Origin of the sequence: Streptomyces sp. NBC_00859 (genome assembly GCF_045161865.1) — a bacterium.
Classification (GTDB): domain Bacteria; phylum Actinomycetota; class Actinomycetes; order Streptomycetales; family Streptomycetaceae; genus Streptomyces.
Genome location: NZ_CP108826.1, coordinates 2312341 through 2330225, shown reverse-complemented (window position 1 = coordinate 2330225; position 17885 = coordinate 2312341). Strand labels below are relative to the sequence as shown.

General features: G+C 70.7%; 9 protein-coding genes and 1 pseudogene. 4 read left to right on the top strand and 6 right to left on the bottom strand.

What is annotated here, in order from left to right; all coding sequences use genetic code 11:
• Positions 1–91 precede the first annotated feature (91 nt).
• Positions 92–1339: an alginate lyase family protein gene (locus tag OG584_RS09635; RefSeq protein ID WP_405776998.1), complete on the top strand. Its 1248-nt coding sequence runs from the start codon at positions 92–94 to the stop codon at positions 1337–1339.
• Positions 1340–1416: 77 nt separating this feature from the next.
• On the opposite strand, the gene OG584_RS09630 is transcribed toward OG584_RS09635, so the two are convergent.
• Positions 1417–2955, bottom strand: a complete 1539-nt coding sequence (locus tag OG584_RS09630) for a sensor histidine kinase (RefSeq protein ID WP_405776996.1) — start codon at positions 2953–2955, stop codon at positions 1417–1419.
• Between the two features lie 291 nt (positions 2956–3246).
• Between OG584_RS09630 and murJ the strand changes: the two genes are divergently transcribed.
• Positions 3247–4815, top strand: a complete 1569-nt coding sequence (murJ, locus tag OG584_RS09625) for a murein biosynthesis integral membrane protein MurJ (protein WP_405783963.1) — start codon at positions 3247–3249, stop codon at positions 4813–4815.
• Between the two features lie 60 nt (positions 4816–4875).
• Here murJ and OG584_RS09620 read toward each other — a convergent pair whose 3' ends face one another.
• The 3 genes from OG584_RS09620 to OG584_RS09610 form a co-directional block, all read right to left on the bottom strand.
• Positions 4876–5571, bottom strand: coding sequence for a response regulator (locus tag OG584_RS09620; protein WP_405776994.1), 696 nt, complete (start codon positions 5569–5571; stop codon positions 4876–4878).
• A 126-nt stretch (positions 5572–5697) separates the two neighbouring features.
• On the bottom strand, positions 5698–7329 hold the full coding sequence (locus OG584_RS09615; protein WP_405776992.1) for a M4 family metallopeptidase: 1632 nt from the start codon (positions 7327–7329) through the stop codon (positions 5698–5700).
• 174 nt (positions 7330–7503) lie between these two features.
• A complete protein-coding gene (locus OG584_RS09610; protein WP_405776990.1) occupies positions 7504–9534 on the bottom strand; it encodes a M4 family metallopeptidase in 2031 nt (676 codons plus the stop codon).
• A 438-nt stretch (positions 9535–9972) separates the two neighbouring features.
• Here OG584_RS09610 and OG584_RS09605 point away from each other — a divergent pair, with 438 nt between their 5' ends.
• Positions 9973–10896 carry a sulfurtransferase gene (locus OG584_RS09605; RefSeq protein ID WP_405776988.1) on the top strand — a complete coding sequence of 308 codons (924 nt, stop codon included), beginning with the start codon at positions 9973–9975 and terminating at the stop codon, positions 10894–10896.
• Between the two features lie 117 nt (positions 10897–11013).
• Here OG584_RS09605 and OG584_RS09600 read toward each other — a convergent pair whose 3' ends face one another.
• Positions 11014–13254, bottom strand: a complete 2241-nt coding sequence (locus OG584_RS09600) for a hypothetical protein (RefSeq protein ID WP_405776986.1) — start codon at positions 13252–13254, stop codon at positions 11014–11016.
• A gap of 239 nt (positions 13255–13493) precedes the next feature.
• On the opposite strand from OG584_RS09600, the gene OG584_RS09595 reads away from it, so the two are divergent.
• Positions 13494–14204, top strand: a complete 711-nt coding sequence (locus tag OG584_RS09595) for a DUF6333 family protein (protein WP_405776984.1) — start codon at positions 13494–13496, stop codon at positions 14202–14204.
• On the opposite strand, the pseudogene OG584_RS09590 reads toward OG584_RS09595, so the two are convergent.
• Positions 14205–17881: pseudogene (locus tag OG584_RS09590) on the bottom strand (ABC transporter ATP-binding protein).
• Between the last annotated feature and the right edge of the window lie 4 nt (positions 17882–17885).

The following is a 17885-nucleotide window of genomic DNA, read 5'->3' as shown; positions in this document are numbered from 1 at the left end:
TAGGTTCCACACGCACACTGGAGTTCATCAACACAATAATTGTTCATGTGTATGAACTCCGGGAGGATTTCCTACCGGAAGGCACCCCCACATGCGCACCGGAACCACCTCGCAGCGATCCCCCCGCCACATCAGACTCTGGTCGACCGGCGTCACCGCGGCGCTGACCGGCCTCCTCGGCCTGGCGCTGATGCCCCAGGCCATGGCGGCCAAGGCGCCCGCCACCGCCGCCGCACCGGCAGCGGCGGCGGCTCCCGCCGCGTTCGCCCACCCCGGCGTCCTCGTCAGCCGCCCGCAGCTCGACTTCGTCCGGGGCAAGGTCCAGGCGGGTACCGAGCCCTGGAAGAGCGCCGACGCGCAGATGATGGCGAGCAAATACGCCTCGCTCTCGCGCACCCCCGCACCGCGTGCCAACGTCGAGTGCGGTTCCTACTCCGACCCCAACAACGGTTGTACGGACGAGCGTGAGGACGCCATCGCCGCGTACACCGACGCGCTCGCCTGGTACATCACCCGCGACGACCGGTACGCCAAGAAGTCCATCGAGCTGATGGACGCCTGGTCGGGCGTGATCAAGGAGCACACCAACAGCAACGCCCCCCTCCAGACCGGCTGGGCCGGATCGGTCTGGCCGCGCGCCGCCGAGATCATCAAGTACACCTACACCGGCTGGCCCAACGCAGACCGGTTCGCCACCATGCTGCGTGACGTCTATCTGCCCGAGGTCATCAACGGCTCCCAGTCCAACGGCAACTGGGAACTGTCGATGACGGAGGCCGCCATCGGCATCTCCGTCTTCCTGGAGGACCGCACCTCCTACGACAAGGCGGTCGCCACGTTCCGCGGCCGGGTGCCCGCGTACATCTACCTCAGCTCGGACGGCGCCCTGCCGAAGGTCGCACCCGGCAGCGGTCTCAGCGGACGCGACGCGATCGTCAAGTACTGGCAGGGCCAGTCCACTTTCATGGACGGGCTCACTCAGGAGACCTGCCGCGACCTGACGCACACCGGCTACGGGCTCTCGGCGATCTCCCACATAGCCGAGACCAGCCGCATCCAGGGACAGGACCTCTACCCCGAGATCCAGGAGCGGCTCCGTCAGGCACTGGGTCTCCAGTCCAAGTACATGATGGGCGCGGCCGTGCCGTCCAACCTGTGCGGCGGCTCCCTGAAGGACAGCCTCGGACCGGTCACCGAGGTCGGCTACAACGCCCTGCACAACCGTCTCGGCATCGCCATGACCAACACCCAGGCCCTGACCGAGAAGCAGCGCCCCGCGGGGACGGACAACCTGTTCGTCGCCTGGGAGACGCTGACCCACGGGGACAATCCGGCCTAGTAGGGTCTGCCGTCGAACTGCCCTCTGCGGTGCGACGGCACTCTGACGACAGACCCTGGGCCGGAGCCGGCCCGCTGTCAGCGGAGCACCGCCTTGGACGTCAGGGCGCCACCACTGAAGCAGAGCCGGTACGCGGGCAGCCCGCTGAACGGCCCGGCGCGGTAGTAACGGCACTCCTGGCCCGCCGGCGCGGGCGGCGCACCTCCCGGTGCGCCGCCCATGGTGTGACCGGGGAGCCGGTCACCCACCGAAGCCGCGCTGTCGCCGACCCGGATCAGGTCGTATCGCGCGCGGCCGAGGACCGACTCGTAGCGGGTCAGCAGAGCTACGGCGCCGATCAGCAGCCCGATCGCGGCGGTCGCGGCGAGCGGGACCCAGACCGCCTGCTTCAGACGCCGCCGCACCTGCTTACGCTCCCAGGCCAACTCATCCGCCGAGGACAGGTGTTCGGGCGCGATGGCGGTGGGCGGGCCCGGCGTTCGGGGCAGGGTCGCGGACACCTCGAAGCCGCCTCCGGGCAGCGGCCCGTGACGCAGTACCCCGCCGGCGAGACGGACTCGTTCGTCGAGGCCGACCAGCCCCGTACCGCCGCCCGCGCCGCCGGGCAGATCCACGTCGGGGGCCGGCCCGCCGCGCGCCGGCGGCAGCGCCGCGCTGGTGACGGTGACCGTCAGTTCCGCGCCGGACCGTACGAGGCGGACCGTCACCGGCGCGCCCGGCGCGTGTCTGGCCGCGTTGGTGAGCGACTCCTGGACGGTCCTGTGCACGGCGCGTCCCGTCATCGGGGCCAGGCCGTCCGCCGGGCCCTCGCCACTCAGCTCCACATCCATCCCCGACTCACGGGCCCGGCCGACCTGTTCCGCCACGGTCTCGCCGGGCGGTGAGGCGGGCGCCGCCCCGTCGTTCTCCCGCAGGACACCGATGATGTCGCGCAGCCTGTCGGTGGCGTCGCCCGCCGCGGCCCGCAGCTCACCGGCGTCGCGCTGCTGCTTCCCGCTCAGCGACGGATCCACCTCAAGAGCCGCCGCCCGCAGAGCGATCAGCGACAGATCGTGGCCCAGCGAATCGTGCATGTCACCCGCGATCCTGGAGCGCTCCAGCAACCGCGCCCGGTCGGCGGTGACGCGCTGTTCGCGCTCCAGCCTGCCCGCGAGCAGCCAGCCGGTGTCGACGAGTTGCGCGTACTGGCGCACGTACCGTCCGAGCAGCCACGGGACCATCACCGCGAAGGCCAGCGTGGACAACTGGACGAGCCAGGTCCACAAGTCCCGGTGCGCGGCCTGCAGGATCAGCAGTCCCCCCGCGGCCGTCCCGGCGAACAGATGCAGCGCGGGCCTGGCGAGCGCGGTCCGCCGCCCGGCCAGATAGCCGAAGACGACCAGGGCCGCCGCGTACTCCGGGCTCCACAGCCGGGGCGTGACCGTCAGGGCGAGCGCCACCGCGAGCAGCAGCGCGGTGAGCGGTCTGGCGCGCGACAGGGCCGCGGCCGCGCCGAGAACCACGACGCCTGCCACCGGCCGCCACCACGCGCCCCCGCCGTCCAGCACGGCGCTCAGGGCCACGGGCGCGCAGACCAGCGCCCAGAGTGCCAGGCCGGTGATCCGCTCTTTCCGCATGCGACCAGCTTGCCGGATGCGGCCGCCCCATGGCCCCCGACGAAAGTCGGGGCCGGCGGTTGCCCTTCGCCCCAAGAACCGGCCGGACGCGCCATCTAGCGTCGGTCCGGGCCGGCCCCGAAGGTGACTGCGGCGCGGACGAGAAACGAACAGAGACAGCGGGGAGACAGCGTGGAGGGGACGGAGTCCGTGCCGGGGGCGCGGCCGGGCGGGAGGGCTCCCCGGGGCCGGCATGCCGCCACCCGGAAGCCGGGCAGGGCCCGGCGCGCGCTGCTGCTTCCCCAGGTACTGATGGCGGCCGGGACCGTGACCTCCCGTGCCACCGGCCTGATCCGGCAGGTGCTGCAGGCCGGCGCGCTCGGCACGGGGCTCCTGGCGACCACGTACAACCAGGCCAACGTTGTCCCGGCGAGCCTGTACTTCCTGCTGATAGGAGGGGCGCTGAACTCCGTCCTCGTGCCGCAGCTGGTCCGCGCCCGGATCGAGCAGCCCGACGGTGGACGCGCCTTCGAACAGCGTCTCGTCACACTCACGATGTCCGTACTCGGGGCCGGCACCCTGCTCGCCGTGTGGGCCGCCCCGCAGATCATCGGCGTGTACCAGAGCGATACGCCCGGCAACCACGAGGCCTTCGAGCTGACCGTGGTCTTCGCCCGGTTCCTGCTGCCGCAGATCTTCTTCTACGGGCTGTTCGGTGTCCTGGGTCAAGTGCTCAACGCCCGGAACGCGTTCGGCGCGATGATGTGGACCCCGGTACTCAACAACATCCTGCTGATCGCGGTGTTCAGCTGGTACGCCGGTGTCATGACGGCCGCGCGCGGGGTGCACGACATCACCCGTGCGCAGGTCACGCTGCTGGGCGTGGGCACCACCGTCGCCCTGGCGGCCCAGGCTCTCGCCCTGGTGCCCTTCGTCCGCGCCACCGGATTCCGCTTCAGGCCGCGCTTCGACTGGCGCGGGACCGGTATGCGGGCGAGTGCCGTAGCGGCCCGCTGGACGCTGTTGTTCGTCCTGGCCAACCTGGTGGCCGCCACGGTGGTGACCCGCTTCGCCACGGCGGCCGACCGGGCCCTGCCCCGGGCCGGTGTGGGCTTCACCGCCTACACGTACGCACAGACCATCTGGTCCCTGCCGCAGTCCGTTGTCACGGTCACCCTGGTCACCGCGCTGCTGCCCCGGATGAGCCGCGCCGTCGCCGAGCACCGCCCGGACGACATGCGCAGCGACCTCTCCCACGTGCTGCGGACGAGTGGAGCCGTCATCGTTCCCGCGGCCTTCTTCTTCGTCGCGCTGGGCCCGCAGCTGGCTCAGCTGCTCTTCGCGCACGGCGCCGTCGGCGCGGCGGCGACCCGGCCGCTGGGGCAGATGCTCCAGGCGTTCGGCCCCGGACTGATCCCCTTCTCCGCGCAGTACGTGCTGCTGCGCGCCTTCTACGCCTTCGGGGACACCCGTACCCCCTTCCTGACCGCGCTGTGGACCGGCGCGGTCCAGATCGCGCTGGCCACCGGCTGTGAACTGCTGCTGCCCGCGCGGTGGGCGGTCACCGGCATGGCGGCCGGTTACGGAGTCGCCTGTACGGTCGGCCTGTTGGGCACCGTACGGCTGTTGCGCCGAAGGCTCGACGGGCGGCTGGACGCCGGACGGGTGTGCCGCACGTACGGAAAGCTGGGAGGGGCGGCGCTCCTGGCAGGCGCCGCCGGATGGTCGGTGGCAGCTCTCTGCCCGGAGCCGCCCGGCTCGCCCACGAAGGCGGCGGCTCTGGCCCTGGCCGCGGGCGGCGCCACCATGCTGCTGCTGTTCCTGCTGCTCGCCCGGGTGCTGCGGATCGGGGAGCTGCGCTCAGTGCCGGGGCTGCGGTGAAGGGAGCCGGCCGGGCCGCCGCGCGCGCGTCCGGCGGCGGTGTTGACGCGGGGCGGGCCGTCAGCCGGTGCCGGTGACCAGCCCGGCCTCGTAGGCCAGAATCGCCAGCTGGACGCGGTTCCTGAGTTCGAGGCGCCCCAGCACGGAGCTGACATGCGCCTTGACGGTGCCCTCGACGACGTGCAGTGCCGTCCCGATCTCCGCGTTGGAGAGCCCCGAGCCTACGAGCGCCACCACCTGGCGTTCCCGGTCGGTGAGCGGATCGAGCCGGGCGCGGGCCTCCGCCGCACGGGAGAGCCGCCCGGTGCCGAGATGGGTGAGGACGCGCCGGGCCACGGCGGGGGAGAGGAAAGCCGCACCCGCGGCGGCGGCCTGGACACCGGCGATCAGTTCCCGGGGGTCGCCGGATTTCAGCAGGAACCCGCTCACACCGCTGTCGAGGGCCCGCACGATGTACTCGTCCTCGGAGAAGGTGGTGAGCATGACGAGGGCGGTGGCCGGCACTGCCGCCCGCAGCTCAGCGGCTGCCCGCAGCCCGTCGACGCGTGGCATCCGGATGTCGAGGAGGGCGACGTCCGGCCGGTGTTTCAGGGCCAGTTCGACCGCCTCGTGACCGTCGGCCGCCTCCGCCACGACCTCGATGGAGGGGTCGGCGCCGATGACGGCCCGGATGCCCGCCCTGATCAGCGCCTCGTCGTCGGCGAGCAGCACCCTCACACGCCTTGCCGGGCTGTGGTCCTGCGGTATCCCGTTCACGGGCAACAGCGTAGGGCGGTGGCGTGGCGGCTGCGTGGGGCGGCCCGCGCAGCGGAAGGCCCCGTCCACCCGCCGGTGTACGGCGTGGGGGACGGGGCCTTCGCAGTGGTACAGGTGGGCAGACCGTTACTTCACGTTGATCCCGGTCCAGGCCGAGCCGACCGCCTTGTACTCGGCGCTGTCCGCGCCGTACAGGTCACTCGCCGCCTTGAGCGTCGCCGTACGGGCCGCCGCGTAGTCGGTCGTCGAGGTCATGTACGTGGTCAGGGCCTTGTACCAGATCTGGATGGCCTTGTCCCGGCCGATCCCGGTGACCGTGGAGCCGTCCGACGTGGGCGAGTCGTAGTCGACGCCGTTGACCGTCTTCTTTCCGCTGCCCTCGCTGAGGAGGTAGAAGAAGTGGTTGGCCGGGCCCGACGAGTAGTGGACGTCGAGGTCACCGAGGCTGGACGACCAGTAGTCGGCCGAACCGCCGTCCTTGCTGGGCTTGTCCATGTAGCGCAGCGGGGAACCGTCACCGTTGATGTTGATCTTCTCGCCGATGAGGTAGTCGCCCGGGTCCGACGTGTTGTTGGCGTAGAACTCCACGGCGGTGCCGAAGATGTCGGACGTGGCCTCGTTGAGCCCGCCGGACTCACCGGTGTAGTCGAGGTTCGCGGTGGCCGCGGTCAGGCCGTGCGACATCTCGTGGCCCGCGACGTCGATGGCGGTCAGCGGGTCGGCGTTGCCCTCGCCGTCGCCGTACGTCATGCAGAAGCAGCTGTCGTCCCAGAAGGCGTTGACGTAGGAGTCGCCGTAGTGGACCCGGCTGTAGGAGGCCTTGCCGTCGCCGGCGATGCCGTTGCGCTTGAGGACGTCCTTGTAGAAGTCCCAGGTCTCGGCCGCACCGTAGTGCGCGTCCACCGCGGCGGTCTCCGCGTTCTTCGCGGTGCCGTCGCCCCAGTCGTCCGTGGACTTGCTGAACAGGGTGCCCTTGCCGGACGTCCCGTGGTTCAGGTTGAACGTCTGGTGGCCGCCGCGTGCACCGTCGTTCAGCGTGTAGTTCGACCCCGACTTAGTGGTGCCCAGGGTGACCTTGCCGCTGTACTCGCTGGTGCCGGTACCGGTCTCGACGGCCTGCCACTGGGAGAGCTTCTTGCCGGTGGCGGCGTCGGTGACGACGTGCAGCTGGCTGGGGGTGCCGTCGTCCTGGAACCCGCCGACGACGGTCTCGTACGCCAGCGTGGGCTTGCCGGTGGCCGCCCAGATGACCTTGCGCGGGGCCTTGTCGGCCGAAGCCTTGTCGGCGCCCGCGGTCTTGGCGGCGCTGAGCGCCTTCTGCTGCGCGGCGGCCGGCTTCAGTGCGGCGGTGGTGCCGGCGACCTTGATGGTGGCCTTGGTCGCCTTGGTGACTGTGGCCGCACCCGACTTCGGCGTGTGGACGACGAGGTCGCCGCCGAGGACCGGAAGCCCTGCGTAGGTGCGCTCGTACCGCGTGTGCGTCGTGCCGTTGGCGTCCTTGATGACGTCCCGTACGACGAGCTTCTCCTGGCTGCCCAGACCGAGCTGTCCAGCGGTGCTCGCGGTCTTCGCCGCCGCCGTGCGGAGCAGGGCCGCGTGCTGGGTGGAGGAGAGGGCGAGCGCCCGCGCACCCGGGGCGGCCGGCGTCGGCGCGGCGCCCGCCGATCCGGAGGAGAGCGTGGTGAGGCCGGTGGCGAGCAGCGCCGCTACAGCGACGGAACCGGCGATGCGCTGGGAACGCGATATGTGAGAGGTCACTCGATTTTCCCTTTCGTACGTGGGGGGTTGGGGAGATGCGGGTGACGTGCGGTGGTGGCGCCGCCCGGGGGAGATTGGGGTCCCCCGGGCAGCACTGTCCTTGGAACAGCCATGCTGTGAAGCGGTGTTCGTGTGTGGAACATTAGTGCGGCCGGGCGGCTTTGTGGCTGGAAATCAGAAGGTGAGTTTCCAGCTGTTCAGCGTTCCGGTGTCCTGCCGTGCGACATCCTGGACCTTGAGCTTCCAGGTGCCGTTGGCCGTCTCGGTGGACGCGTTGACCGTGTACGAGGCCACCACGTTGTCCGCCGAGTCGGACGAACTGGAGTTCTTCAGCCGGTACGCCTTCCCGCTGGGGCCGACCAGGTCGACGACCAGGTCGCCGCGGTAGGTGTGGCTGATGTTGACGTCGACCTTGAGCGTGGCCGGGGCCTTGCCCGTCAGCCCCGTCACGGCGATCGGCGAGTTGATCGCCGAACCGGCGTCCGGGATCGCGACCTTGGTGGTGGACTGGAAGACGGTGCCCGTCCCCGGGTCGCCGCCACCGGGCCTGGAGCCCACGTTGATGCCGGCCCAGGCGTCGGCCACCGACTTGTACTCGGCGCTGGTGGCGCCGTACAGCTCACTCGCGACCGCCAGCGTCCCGGTGCGGGCCGCGGCGTAGTCGGTCGTCGACGTGAACTTCTCGGTGAGCGCCTTGTACCAGATCAGCTGGGCCTTGTCCCGGCCGATGCCGGTCACCGGCAGACCGTCGGACGTGGGCGAGTCGTAGTTGACGCCGTTGACCGTCTTCTTTCCGCTGCCCTCGCTGAGGAGGTAGAAGAAGTGGTTGGCCGGGCCCGACGAGTAGTGGACGTCGAGTCCGCCGAGGCTGGACGACCAGTTGTCGGCCGACGCGCCGTCCTTGCTGGGCTTGTCCATGTAGCGCAGCGGAGTGCCGTCACCGTTGATGTTGATCTTCTCGCCGATGAGGTAGTCACCGGGGTCCGTGGCGTTGTTGGCGTAGAACTCGACCGACGTACCGAAGATGTCGGACGTGGCCTCGTTCAGTCCGCCCGATTCGCCGCTGTAGTCGAGCCCGGCGGTGGCCGCGGTGACACCGTGCGACATCTCGTGGCCCGCGACGTCGATGGCGGTCAGCGGGTCGGCGTTGCCCTCGCCGTCGCCGTACGTCATGCAGAAGCAGCTGTCGTCCCAGAAGGCGTTGACATACGCGTTGCCGTAGTGGACACGGGAGTAGGCGGCGACACCGTTACCCGCGATCCCCGTGCGGCCGAAGACGTTCTTGTAGAAGTCCCAGGTCTCCGCGGCCCCGTAGTGGGCGTCGGCGGCGGCCGTCTCCGAGTTGGAGGCGAGGCCGTTGCCCCAGGTGTCCGTGGTGTTGGTGTACAGGGTGCCCTTGCCGGACGACCCGTGGTTGAGGTTGTACGTGTTGTGGCCGCCGCGCGCCGCGTCGGTCAGGGAGTAGGTCGACCCCGACTTCGTCGTGCCGAGGGTGACCTTGCCGCTGTACTCGGTGTTGCCGACGCCGGTCTCGACGGCCTGGCGCTCGAAGAGCTTCTTGCCGGTGGCTGCGTCGGTGACGACGTGCAGCTCGCTCGGGGTGCCGTCGTCCTGGAAGCCGCCGACCACCGTCTCGTACGCGAGTACTGGCTTGCCCTGGGCCAGCCAGACCACCTTGCGGGGCGCCCGGTCGGCGGAGGTCTTCGCCGAGCCGCGTGCGGCCGCCGCCTTCAGTGCCGACTTCTCGGCGGCGGCCGGAGCCACGGCCGCGGTCGTGTTCACGTTCTTCAGTTCCGCGCGGGACGCCTTGGTGACGCCCTCGGTCCTGCCTGCCTTCGACGCGTCGACGACCAGGTCGCCGCCGAGGACGGGGAGCCCGTCGTAGGTGCGCTCGTACCGCGTGTGCGTGGTGCCGTCCCGGTCCTTGGTGACGTCGTGGACCTGGAGCTGTTCGTGGGTCCCGAGTCCGAGACTCCTGGCGGTGTCCGCCCTGGTGGCGTTGGCCTCGCGGATCAACTCGGCCCGCTGGGAGGGCGAGAGAGCGGCGGGGGCGGCGCCCGGTGCGGACTTGCTGCTCACCGCCGCGGACGCGGCGGTGTTCCCGGGTGAAGCGGAGGCTGTGCCGGCCTGGACTCCTACGGCGAGCAGTGCCGCAGCGGCGATGAGGGCGCCGGTGGCTGTGGCACGACGGTGCGTGGGTCTCACGCGGACTCCTTCTGCATGGGTGGACAGGACGACCTGGTGGGCCGCTCTGACGAGCAAGCAGTGCGCAGAACGGGGAGAGAGTGACATCTGTGAGGACCCTGTGTCAGGACCGCGTCAAAAGGTTGGCCGGAAATCGTCCGTTGACCACATGGTCGTGTTCGCTATCCGGAATCTTTGCAGAGGTGCGCGGCAATCCCGTCCAGCATCCGGGACGCACCGCAGACAAAGACACTCGCAGGGACCAGTAGAAGCCCCTGTGTTCGGCCAGCGAATTGATATGCGAAGTGGCGCCGGCCGCAGCGGGAGTCCGAACTGTGTCTCGTTCCCGGCCATCCGCTCGTCACCTCGCGTACGAGTCGGGCTCCCCGGCGGCGGAGGTGGCAGCCTGGCTGTCCGAGCCGGGCGCAGGCGCCCCGCCTGATTCATGGGAGGCAACGCATGGGCGTACGGAACATACCGGGAGGCGCGCAGTCACCGGTGGGCACCCTCCCCGGCCCGCTGGTCGGCGCCGACTGGCTGGCTCCGCGCCTCGGCGGGGCGGGCCTTGTGGTGCTCGACGCATCGGTCGGCGCGCACCGGGGCATCGCACCGGGCTCTCCCCGGCCCCGCGAGGACCGGAGGGGAATTCCGGGCGCCCGGATCTTCGACATCGACGGGGCGCTCTCCGACGGCGCGGGCCCGCTGCCCCACACGATGCCGGGCGCCGACCGCTTCACCGAGGAGCTGCGCTCCCTGGGCGTCAACGACACCGACACGGTCGTGGTCTACGACGCGGTGGGTATCTACTCCAGCGCGCGTGCCTGGTGGATGCTCCGGGCGATGGGTTTCGACCGGGCCGCGGTGCTGGACGGCGGGCTGCCCGCCTGGGTGGCGGCGGGGCTTCCGGTGGAGAGCGGCGGGCCCGGACCCGTCGGCCTCTGCGGCGACTTCACCGCCAGGCCCCGTACGGGCCCGGTCGTCGGCAGCGCCGAGGTCGCCGCTGCCCTCGCCGACCCGGCAGCGGCGGTCTTCGACGCGCGCTCCCGCGAGCGGTTCTCCGGTGCGGCCCCCGAACCACGTGCCGGGCTGCGCGGCGGCCACATGCCCGGAGCCGTGAACCTGCCGTTCGGAGAGATCCAGCACGACGGCTTCATGTCCCCGGCCCCCGAACTGCGCGCCGCGTTCTCCGCACTCGCCGGGGAGCGGCGGAGGCTGGTCTTCAGCTGCGGATCGGGTGTCACCGCCTGTGTACTGGCCCTGGGCGCCGAACTGGCCGGATACCGCGACCTGTCGGTGTACGACGGTTCCTGGAGCGAGTGGGGTCTGCCCTCCTCGCGCCCCGTGGTGACCGGCGGGGGCCGTGCCGGGACGGAACCCTCGTAACCACGCCTGACGCACACGCCTGACGCACACGCCGGACGCACACGCCGGACGCGGTGCCGGGGCCGGCACGCGGTCGCGCGTGCCGGCCCCGTCGTGGGTGTCCGTCCGCCGGGGAGGCTATCCCCGGGCGGTCCTGCGGCGGCGTGTCCACCACACGAGCGCCCCGCCCGCCACGGCGAGGACGGCTGCGATGCCCACGATCAGGCCGATCGGGGAGTCGTTGCCCGTATGGGCCAGGTCCCCGCCCGGCTCGCTGGGCGCGGGCGTGGCGGGCGGCGGTGCGGGCGTACTCCCGGCGCCGCCGCTGTGGGTCGGGGCCGGGGTGGGCTTGCCCGTGTGTGTCGGTGTCGGAGTGGGCGTGGGTGTGGAGGAGCCACCGGTGTCGTCCCCCGCGGTGTTCGCGCCGAGGAGGAGGTGCCCTGCCATGTCGGTGTTGTCGGCGAGGGTCTTCACGCTGGTCTGCGTCTGCCGGGGCAGATACCGGTGTCCGCCGGTGAAGGCGGCCTTGCTGACGTTGTGCTTGGGCTGCTTGGACATGTCGACGCCGCCCACGATGTAGACCCGGACGGTGCCGTTCGCGGGGATCGTGTACTGGAACTCGCCGTGCGTGTAGATGTAGCGGTACTTCTGGAACAGGGCTTCGCGGGTCCAGTTCTGGTTGGGGGCGCGCAGTGGCCAGCGGGAGACGTCACCACTGTTGATGATCTTGTGGTAGTCGGCGGGCGCCTTGGCGTCCTGCTGGCGGATGTACTCGGCCGCGACCCGCGCGGTGTAGACGCGCCGCAGGTCGGCGTACTGGGGGGCGGTGTTGATGGTCTTCTCCACCGCGGGGACGATCATCCGGTCGATGACGCGCTGCGCCGCAGCGGTCTCGGCCTTGTCCGGGGTGCAGATCGGCTTGCCGGGGCCGGGGGTGATCGTGGACTGCGCGGTCGACTTCAGGCGCAGCGGGGAGTCGAGGATGTAGATGCCGCCGTCCTGCTCGCGGACCTGCGCGGTCTTCGGCTCGATCCAGTTGCGCAGGCCGGGCATGCAGGGGTAGCCGTTCTGCTTGGGCAGAGCGGCCCAATAGCGTTTGCCCAGGTCGGTCTTGGGGTCCATGGCCTGGTAGAAGTCGTGCTTCATCCGCAGGTCGGCTTCCAGGAGCACACGGCCGGCGTCGGTCCTGCTGAACTCGGCGTCCATGATGCGGTCCGGCTCGTCCGGGTTGAGGTTGACCCAGAACTTGTCGGGGGTCAGGGCGAGCCAGGTGAAGAAGGAGTCCGAGATGAGCTGGGCCTTGGCCTTGCCGCCCCACCCGGAGTTCTCGGTGGGGTCCTCCTTCGCGTCGAACGCGAAGTCGACCCCCTTGCCCTTGACCGGCTTGCCGATGTACTTCAGATCGAGGGTGGAGAAGTCGACGCCGCCGGGGCCGCGTGGCAGACCGGCCGGGTTGGCGGCGTTCCTGAGTTTCAGGTACTCCTCCATGCCCTTCTCGGTGGGCTGCGACTCACGGATCAGATCGGTGACACCGCCGCGGGTGGTGCCGGACTCGCCCGGGGGCTGCACCAGGCCGCTCGTGGCGCGCTGTCCGCCCTCCGGGGCGAGTTCCACACGCTGGGAGCGGTAGTTGTACTCGGTGACCCGGTCCCCGGCGATGTCGCGCATGTTCCCCAGGAACCTCTTCGCGTCGGCCTTCTGGGGCTCGGCGAACACGTACTTGACCTGGCTGTCCTTCCAGGCGGGGTCCTTCGCCCAGGCGAGGTCCTTGGGGATCTGGGTCCGGTCCGGGCTGCCGTTGGACTTGATCTCCAGGATCTGCTTCGTTCGCGTGTTGTAGGCATCGAGCTGACGCCGGTAGGTCTTGCCGGTGTCGGGGTCCTTGAACTCGACCTCCTTCTGGCAGATCCAGTCCGGCCCGACCAGTCCGTGATCCCCGATCACCTTCCGTTCGAAGGCCTTGCCACGCGGGTCGTTCCCGGAGGACGTGATGAACTTCGCGTCCCGGTAGCGCTCGAAGTCGGGGTACGTGTCCTTCTGCTGGAGCCACCTCCACCAGACCCGGTCGGGCTGCGTCGCGGGTGCCTTGGCCAGCTTGGACAGTGCCGCTTCCTTGGCGGCGGACGGCGGTCCGAGGCCGTCCCACTTCTTGGCGGGGTTGACGTAGGAGTATTTGTCCCAATGGGACGTCGCCCGGGAGGCGTCGGCGTCCGGCAGATTCACGGTCGGGCTCGTGTCGCTGGGCAGGCCGTACATCTCGTCACAGCGCTGGCCCGGGTTCAGCGGCTTCGACGCGGCGACCGCCATGTGGAGTCCGGGAATTCCGGTGAGCGCCATGGCTGAGGCGCAGGCGAACGCGACGGCCGAACGCCGCAGCATATGCGACCGTCTGCTGGGTATGGATCTGGTCACGTGATGTCCCCGTGGAGGCCCGGCAGGCGTGGTGAGCCCAGTGGCGCCAGGGGCCCCCGTGGTCGGTCCGGCGCCGTCGAGCGGGCATCACACTAGGCACACACGGGTGCCGGCTGCAGGCGGTACACGGTTCGCAGACAGCTTCAACTCGCCATCTCCACAGGGTTGTTACGACCTGCTGATGCCTCCGGCATACGCTGAGCGCCATGAGTCCCGTACCTCCCGGAACACAGGTCGATCCGCGTCACAGCGGGCACGCGCATCTGGTCGTCGTCCATCCCCCCTTCGCGGCCCCGCTCAGGCCCGGAGAACGGCCGCCCGCCACTGCCCACGACCCGGAGGCGGCCAGAGCCGCGGTGCTCTCCCTGTCAGCCGTCTCGGAGATCCGCCGCGAGCACGCCCCGTCCCCTCTGGAGCATCCGGGAAGCCCGGCGGACCGGGAGGAGCTGGACGGGGTACGGGCGGCCGTGTGGGGCTCCACGGTGAAGATCAGTGACCCGGCGCTGGTGGAGGACGGGGTGCTGTCCGGCGCTCTGGAGGACGAGTTCCGGGCGCAGAAGGGGAGGCATCCGGCTGCCCGGATCGCCGCTGTCTGCGAACGGGACTTCGGCGCCTCCTACCTGAAGATCCTTGTCGCCGTGCCCGGTGCGCCGGACCTGGCGGTCGAGGGCTTCGGTGAACTGGAGGTCACCGGTGACCGGCGTGCCACGCTCGCCGCCGCGGGGATCGACCCCGACCGGCTGGGCGAGGACTACGACGTCGGCGAAGAGGGGTTCTTCGACTACGACGGCTTCCTCCACATGCTCACCGGTGGGGCCCTCTCCGTCTACGCGGACGAGGAGCGCCTGGAGTCGGCGTTCGTCGTCGGCCGCACCCAGGAGGGCGAAACCGGCATCGGCGAGGTGTGGTTCCCCTAGTCAGCCCACCAGGCTCTCCCGCCAGGCGCGGTGCAGGCCCGCGAACTGCCCGCTGCCGCCGATGAGGGAGTCCGGCGTGCCGTCCTCGACGATCCGGCCGTCCTCCATCACCAGCACCCGGTCGGCGATCTCCACGGTGGAGAGCCGGTGGGCGATGACGACCGCGGTGCGGCCGTGCAGCACCGTGTCCATCGCCTGCTGCACCGCCCGCTCGCCGGGAATGTCCAGCGAGCTGGTGGCCTCGTCCAGGATCAGTACGGCGGGGTCGGCGAGCAGCGCACGGGCGAAGGCCACCAACTGCCGCTGGCCGGCGGAGATCCGGCCGCCCCGTTTCCGTACGTCCGTGCCGTATCCATCGGGCAGGGCGCTGATGAAGTCGTGCGCCCCGATCGCCTTCGCCGCCTGCTCGATCTCGTCAGGTGTCGCTTCCGGACGGCCGATGGCGATGTTCTCAGCGATCGTCCCGGAGAAGAGGAACGCCTCCTGGGTCACCATGACGACGCCGCGCCGCAGTTCGGGCACGTCCAGGTCGCCCAGCACGACGCCGTCGAGCCGGATCCGCCCCTCCGTCGGGTCGTAGAAACGGGCGAGGAGCTTGGCGAGCGTCGACTTGCCCGCGCCGGTCGAGCCGACGACCGCGACGGTCTGGCCCGCCGGGATGGTGAGGTCGAAACGCGGCAGCACCTCGCCTCCGGTGCGGTACGCGAAACGGACACCGTCGAAGACCACCTCGCGGCCGGGGTGTCCGGACGCGCGGACGGGCAGCGTGCGCGGGGAGACGGGAGCCGGCACGGTCGGCTCCTGGGCCAGCAGCCCGGCGATCTTCTCCAGGGAAGCGGCCGCCGCCTGGTAGGAGTTGAGGAAGATGCCCAGCCGGTCGATCGGGTCGTACAGCCTGCGCAGATACAGCACCGAGGCCGCCAGCACCCCGAGCTCGAGTCCGCCCTGGGTGACCCGGTAGGCGCCCCACAGCACGATGCAGGCCACGGCGGTGTTGGCGACCAGCCGGGAGCCGGTCACATAGCGGGCCATCTCCAGCATGGAGTCGCCGTTGGCCACCTCGTGGTGGTGGTTGAGCCGGTCGAACTCCGCGTCGTTGGCACGCTCCCTGCGGAACGCACGCACCGGGCGGATGCCGTTCATCGTCTCCGCGAACTTCACGATGACGGCGGCGACCGCGGTGGAGCGCCGGCTGAAGACGACGGTGACCCGTCGCCGGTAGCCGCGGACCAGCAGATACAGCGGTACGAACGACAGCACGGCGACCGCGCCGAGCCCGGCGTCCAGGTACAGCAGCATCGCGCAGATGTAGACGGCGGAGAGGACGACACCGATCAGCTCCTGCAGACCGTCGCTGAGCAGTTCGCGCAGCGACTCGACATCGCTGGTGGAGCGGGAGATCAGCCGGCCCGACGTGTAGCGCTCGTGGAAGTCCACACTCAGCGCCTGCGCGTGGCGGAAGATCCGGCCCCTCAGGTCGAGCAGGGCGCCCTGGTTGAGGCGGGCGGAGACCTGTACGAACGCGTACTGCAGCCCCCCGGAGAGCAGCGCACTGGCGAGGTAGCCGACGGCCACTGCGATGAGCGGGCCGCGGTCGTGATCGCGGAACGCGGGCACACCGGTGTCGATGGCGTAGGCGACGAGCAGCGGCCCCGCCTGCACGGCCGCCTGCTGGACGAGCATCAGCAGAGCGGAGACGAGCGCCCGGTTGCGGTGCGGGGCGATGAGCGAGCGCAGCAGGGCGCCGGTCGCGCCGGGCGGAGCGGGCAGGGCGTCCTTGTCGAACGGGTCGCCGCCCGGCTTGCCGGGTGCGGCCGCGGGCTCCGCGAGAGGTGCCGCGCCCGGCTCTGCGCCCGGCTCCGGCTCTGCGACCTGCGGGCCGTCGATGCTGGTGCTCATCGGGTCTCGCCCCCTTCGGCGCCGGACATCAGCCAGGCGTACTCGGCGTTGCTGTTCAGGAGTTCGTGGTGGGTGCCGACCGCGTCGATACGTCCGTCCGACAGCAGCGCGACACGGTCGGCGAGCAGCACGGTGGACGGCCGGTGCGCGATGACGAGCGCGGTCGTCTCCGCGAGTACCCGGCGCAGTGCCGCTTCGACCAGCGCCTCGGTGTGCACGTCCAGCGCGGACAGCGGATCGTCGAGCACCAGGAAGCGCGGCTGCCCGACGACGGCCCTGGCCAGCGCGAGACGTTGCCGCTGCCCGCCCGACAGGCTCAGCCCCTGCTCGCCGACCTGGGTGTCCGGGCCGTGCGGCAGCTCGTGCACGAAGTCGGCCTGGGCGGTGGACAGGGCGCGCAGCAGCGCCTCGTCGTCCGCGCCCGCGTCGCCCATCCGGACGTTGTCGCCGACGCTCGCCGAGAAGAGGGTGGGCTCCTCGAAGGCGACCGACACCAGTTCGCGCAGCTGCTCGCGGGGCATGGCGGTGATGTCCTGACCGTCGAGGGTGATGCGGCCCCCGGTGGTCTCGTGCAGCCGCGGTACGAGCGCGGTGAGGGTGGTCTTGCCCGAACCGGTGGAGCCCACCAGGGCCAGTGTCTCGCCCGGTCTGATGTGCAGATCGATGCCGTTGAGGACGGGCGGGGTGCCCGGCGCGGCGTCGGGGTAGCGGAACTCGACCCCCTCGAAGCGCAGCCCGCCGTCGGCCCCGGCGGGCGCGGGCCCGGTCTCTCCGGCGGCGTCCGCCTCCTGGGCCACGTCGATGACCTCGAAGTAGCGCTGGGTCGCGGTGGACGCGTCCTGACTGATCGCCAGGAGGAAGCCGATCGACTCCACGGGCCAGCGCAGGGCGAGCGCGGTGGAGAGGAAGGCGACCAGGGTGCCCGCGGAGAGATGGCCGTCGGCGACCTGCACCGTGCCGAGCACCAGGGCCGCACCGATGGCCAGCTCGGGGATGGTCGTGATCACCGCCCAGATGCCCGCGAGGAGCCGCGCCTTGACCAGCTCGGTGGAGCGCAGGCGCCCGGAGAGCTCGCGGAAGGCCTGGGCCTGGCTGCGGTGGCGTCCGAAGCCCTTGATGATGCGGATGCCGAGCACGCTCTCCTCGACGACCGTGGTGAGGTCGCCGACCTGGTCCTGGGAGACCCGGGCGACCTTGGAGTACTTGGCCTCGAAGATCTTGCAGAGGATGATCAGCGGAATCGCGGGAGCCAGCAGCACCAGCCCCAGCGTCCACTGCTGCACCAGCAGGATGACGAAGCCGACCACGATCGTCACCCCGTTGACCAGGAGGAACGTCAGCGGAAAGGCCAGGAACATCCGGACCATCATCAGATCGGTCGTGCCGCGCGAGAGCAACTGGCCCGATGGCCACCGGTCGTGGAAGGCGACCGGCAGCCGCTGCAGGTGCCGGTAGAGGTCGGCCCGCATCGACGCCTCGACCCAGGAGAGCGGCCGGGCGACCATCCACCGGCGGAGGCCGAACAGCACCGCTTCGGCGACGCCGAGCCCGAAGAGCATCAGCGCGCCCAGGCAGACTCCGCGGGTGTCCCGATCGGTCACCGGACCGTCGACGATCCACTTCAGTACGAGCGGGATGACCAGACTCAGACAGGAGGCGACGACCGCGACACAGGCCGCGCCGGCCAGCCGTCTTCGTACCGGCCGTACGTACGGCCAGAGCCGCAGCAGCGAACGTACGGCGGACAGTTGTCTGTCTGTTGCATGTGTTTCGGGCATCGAG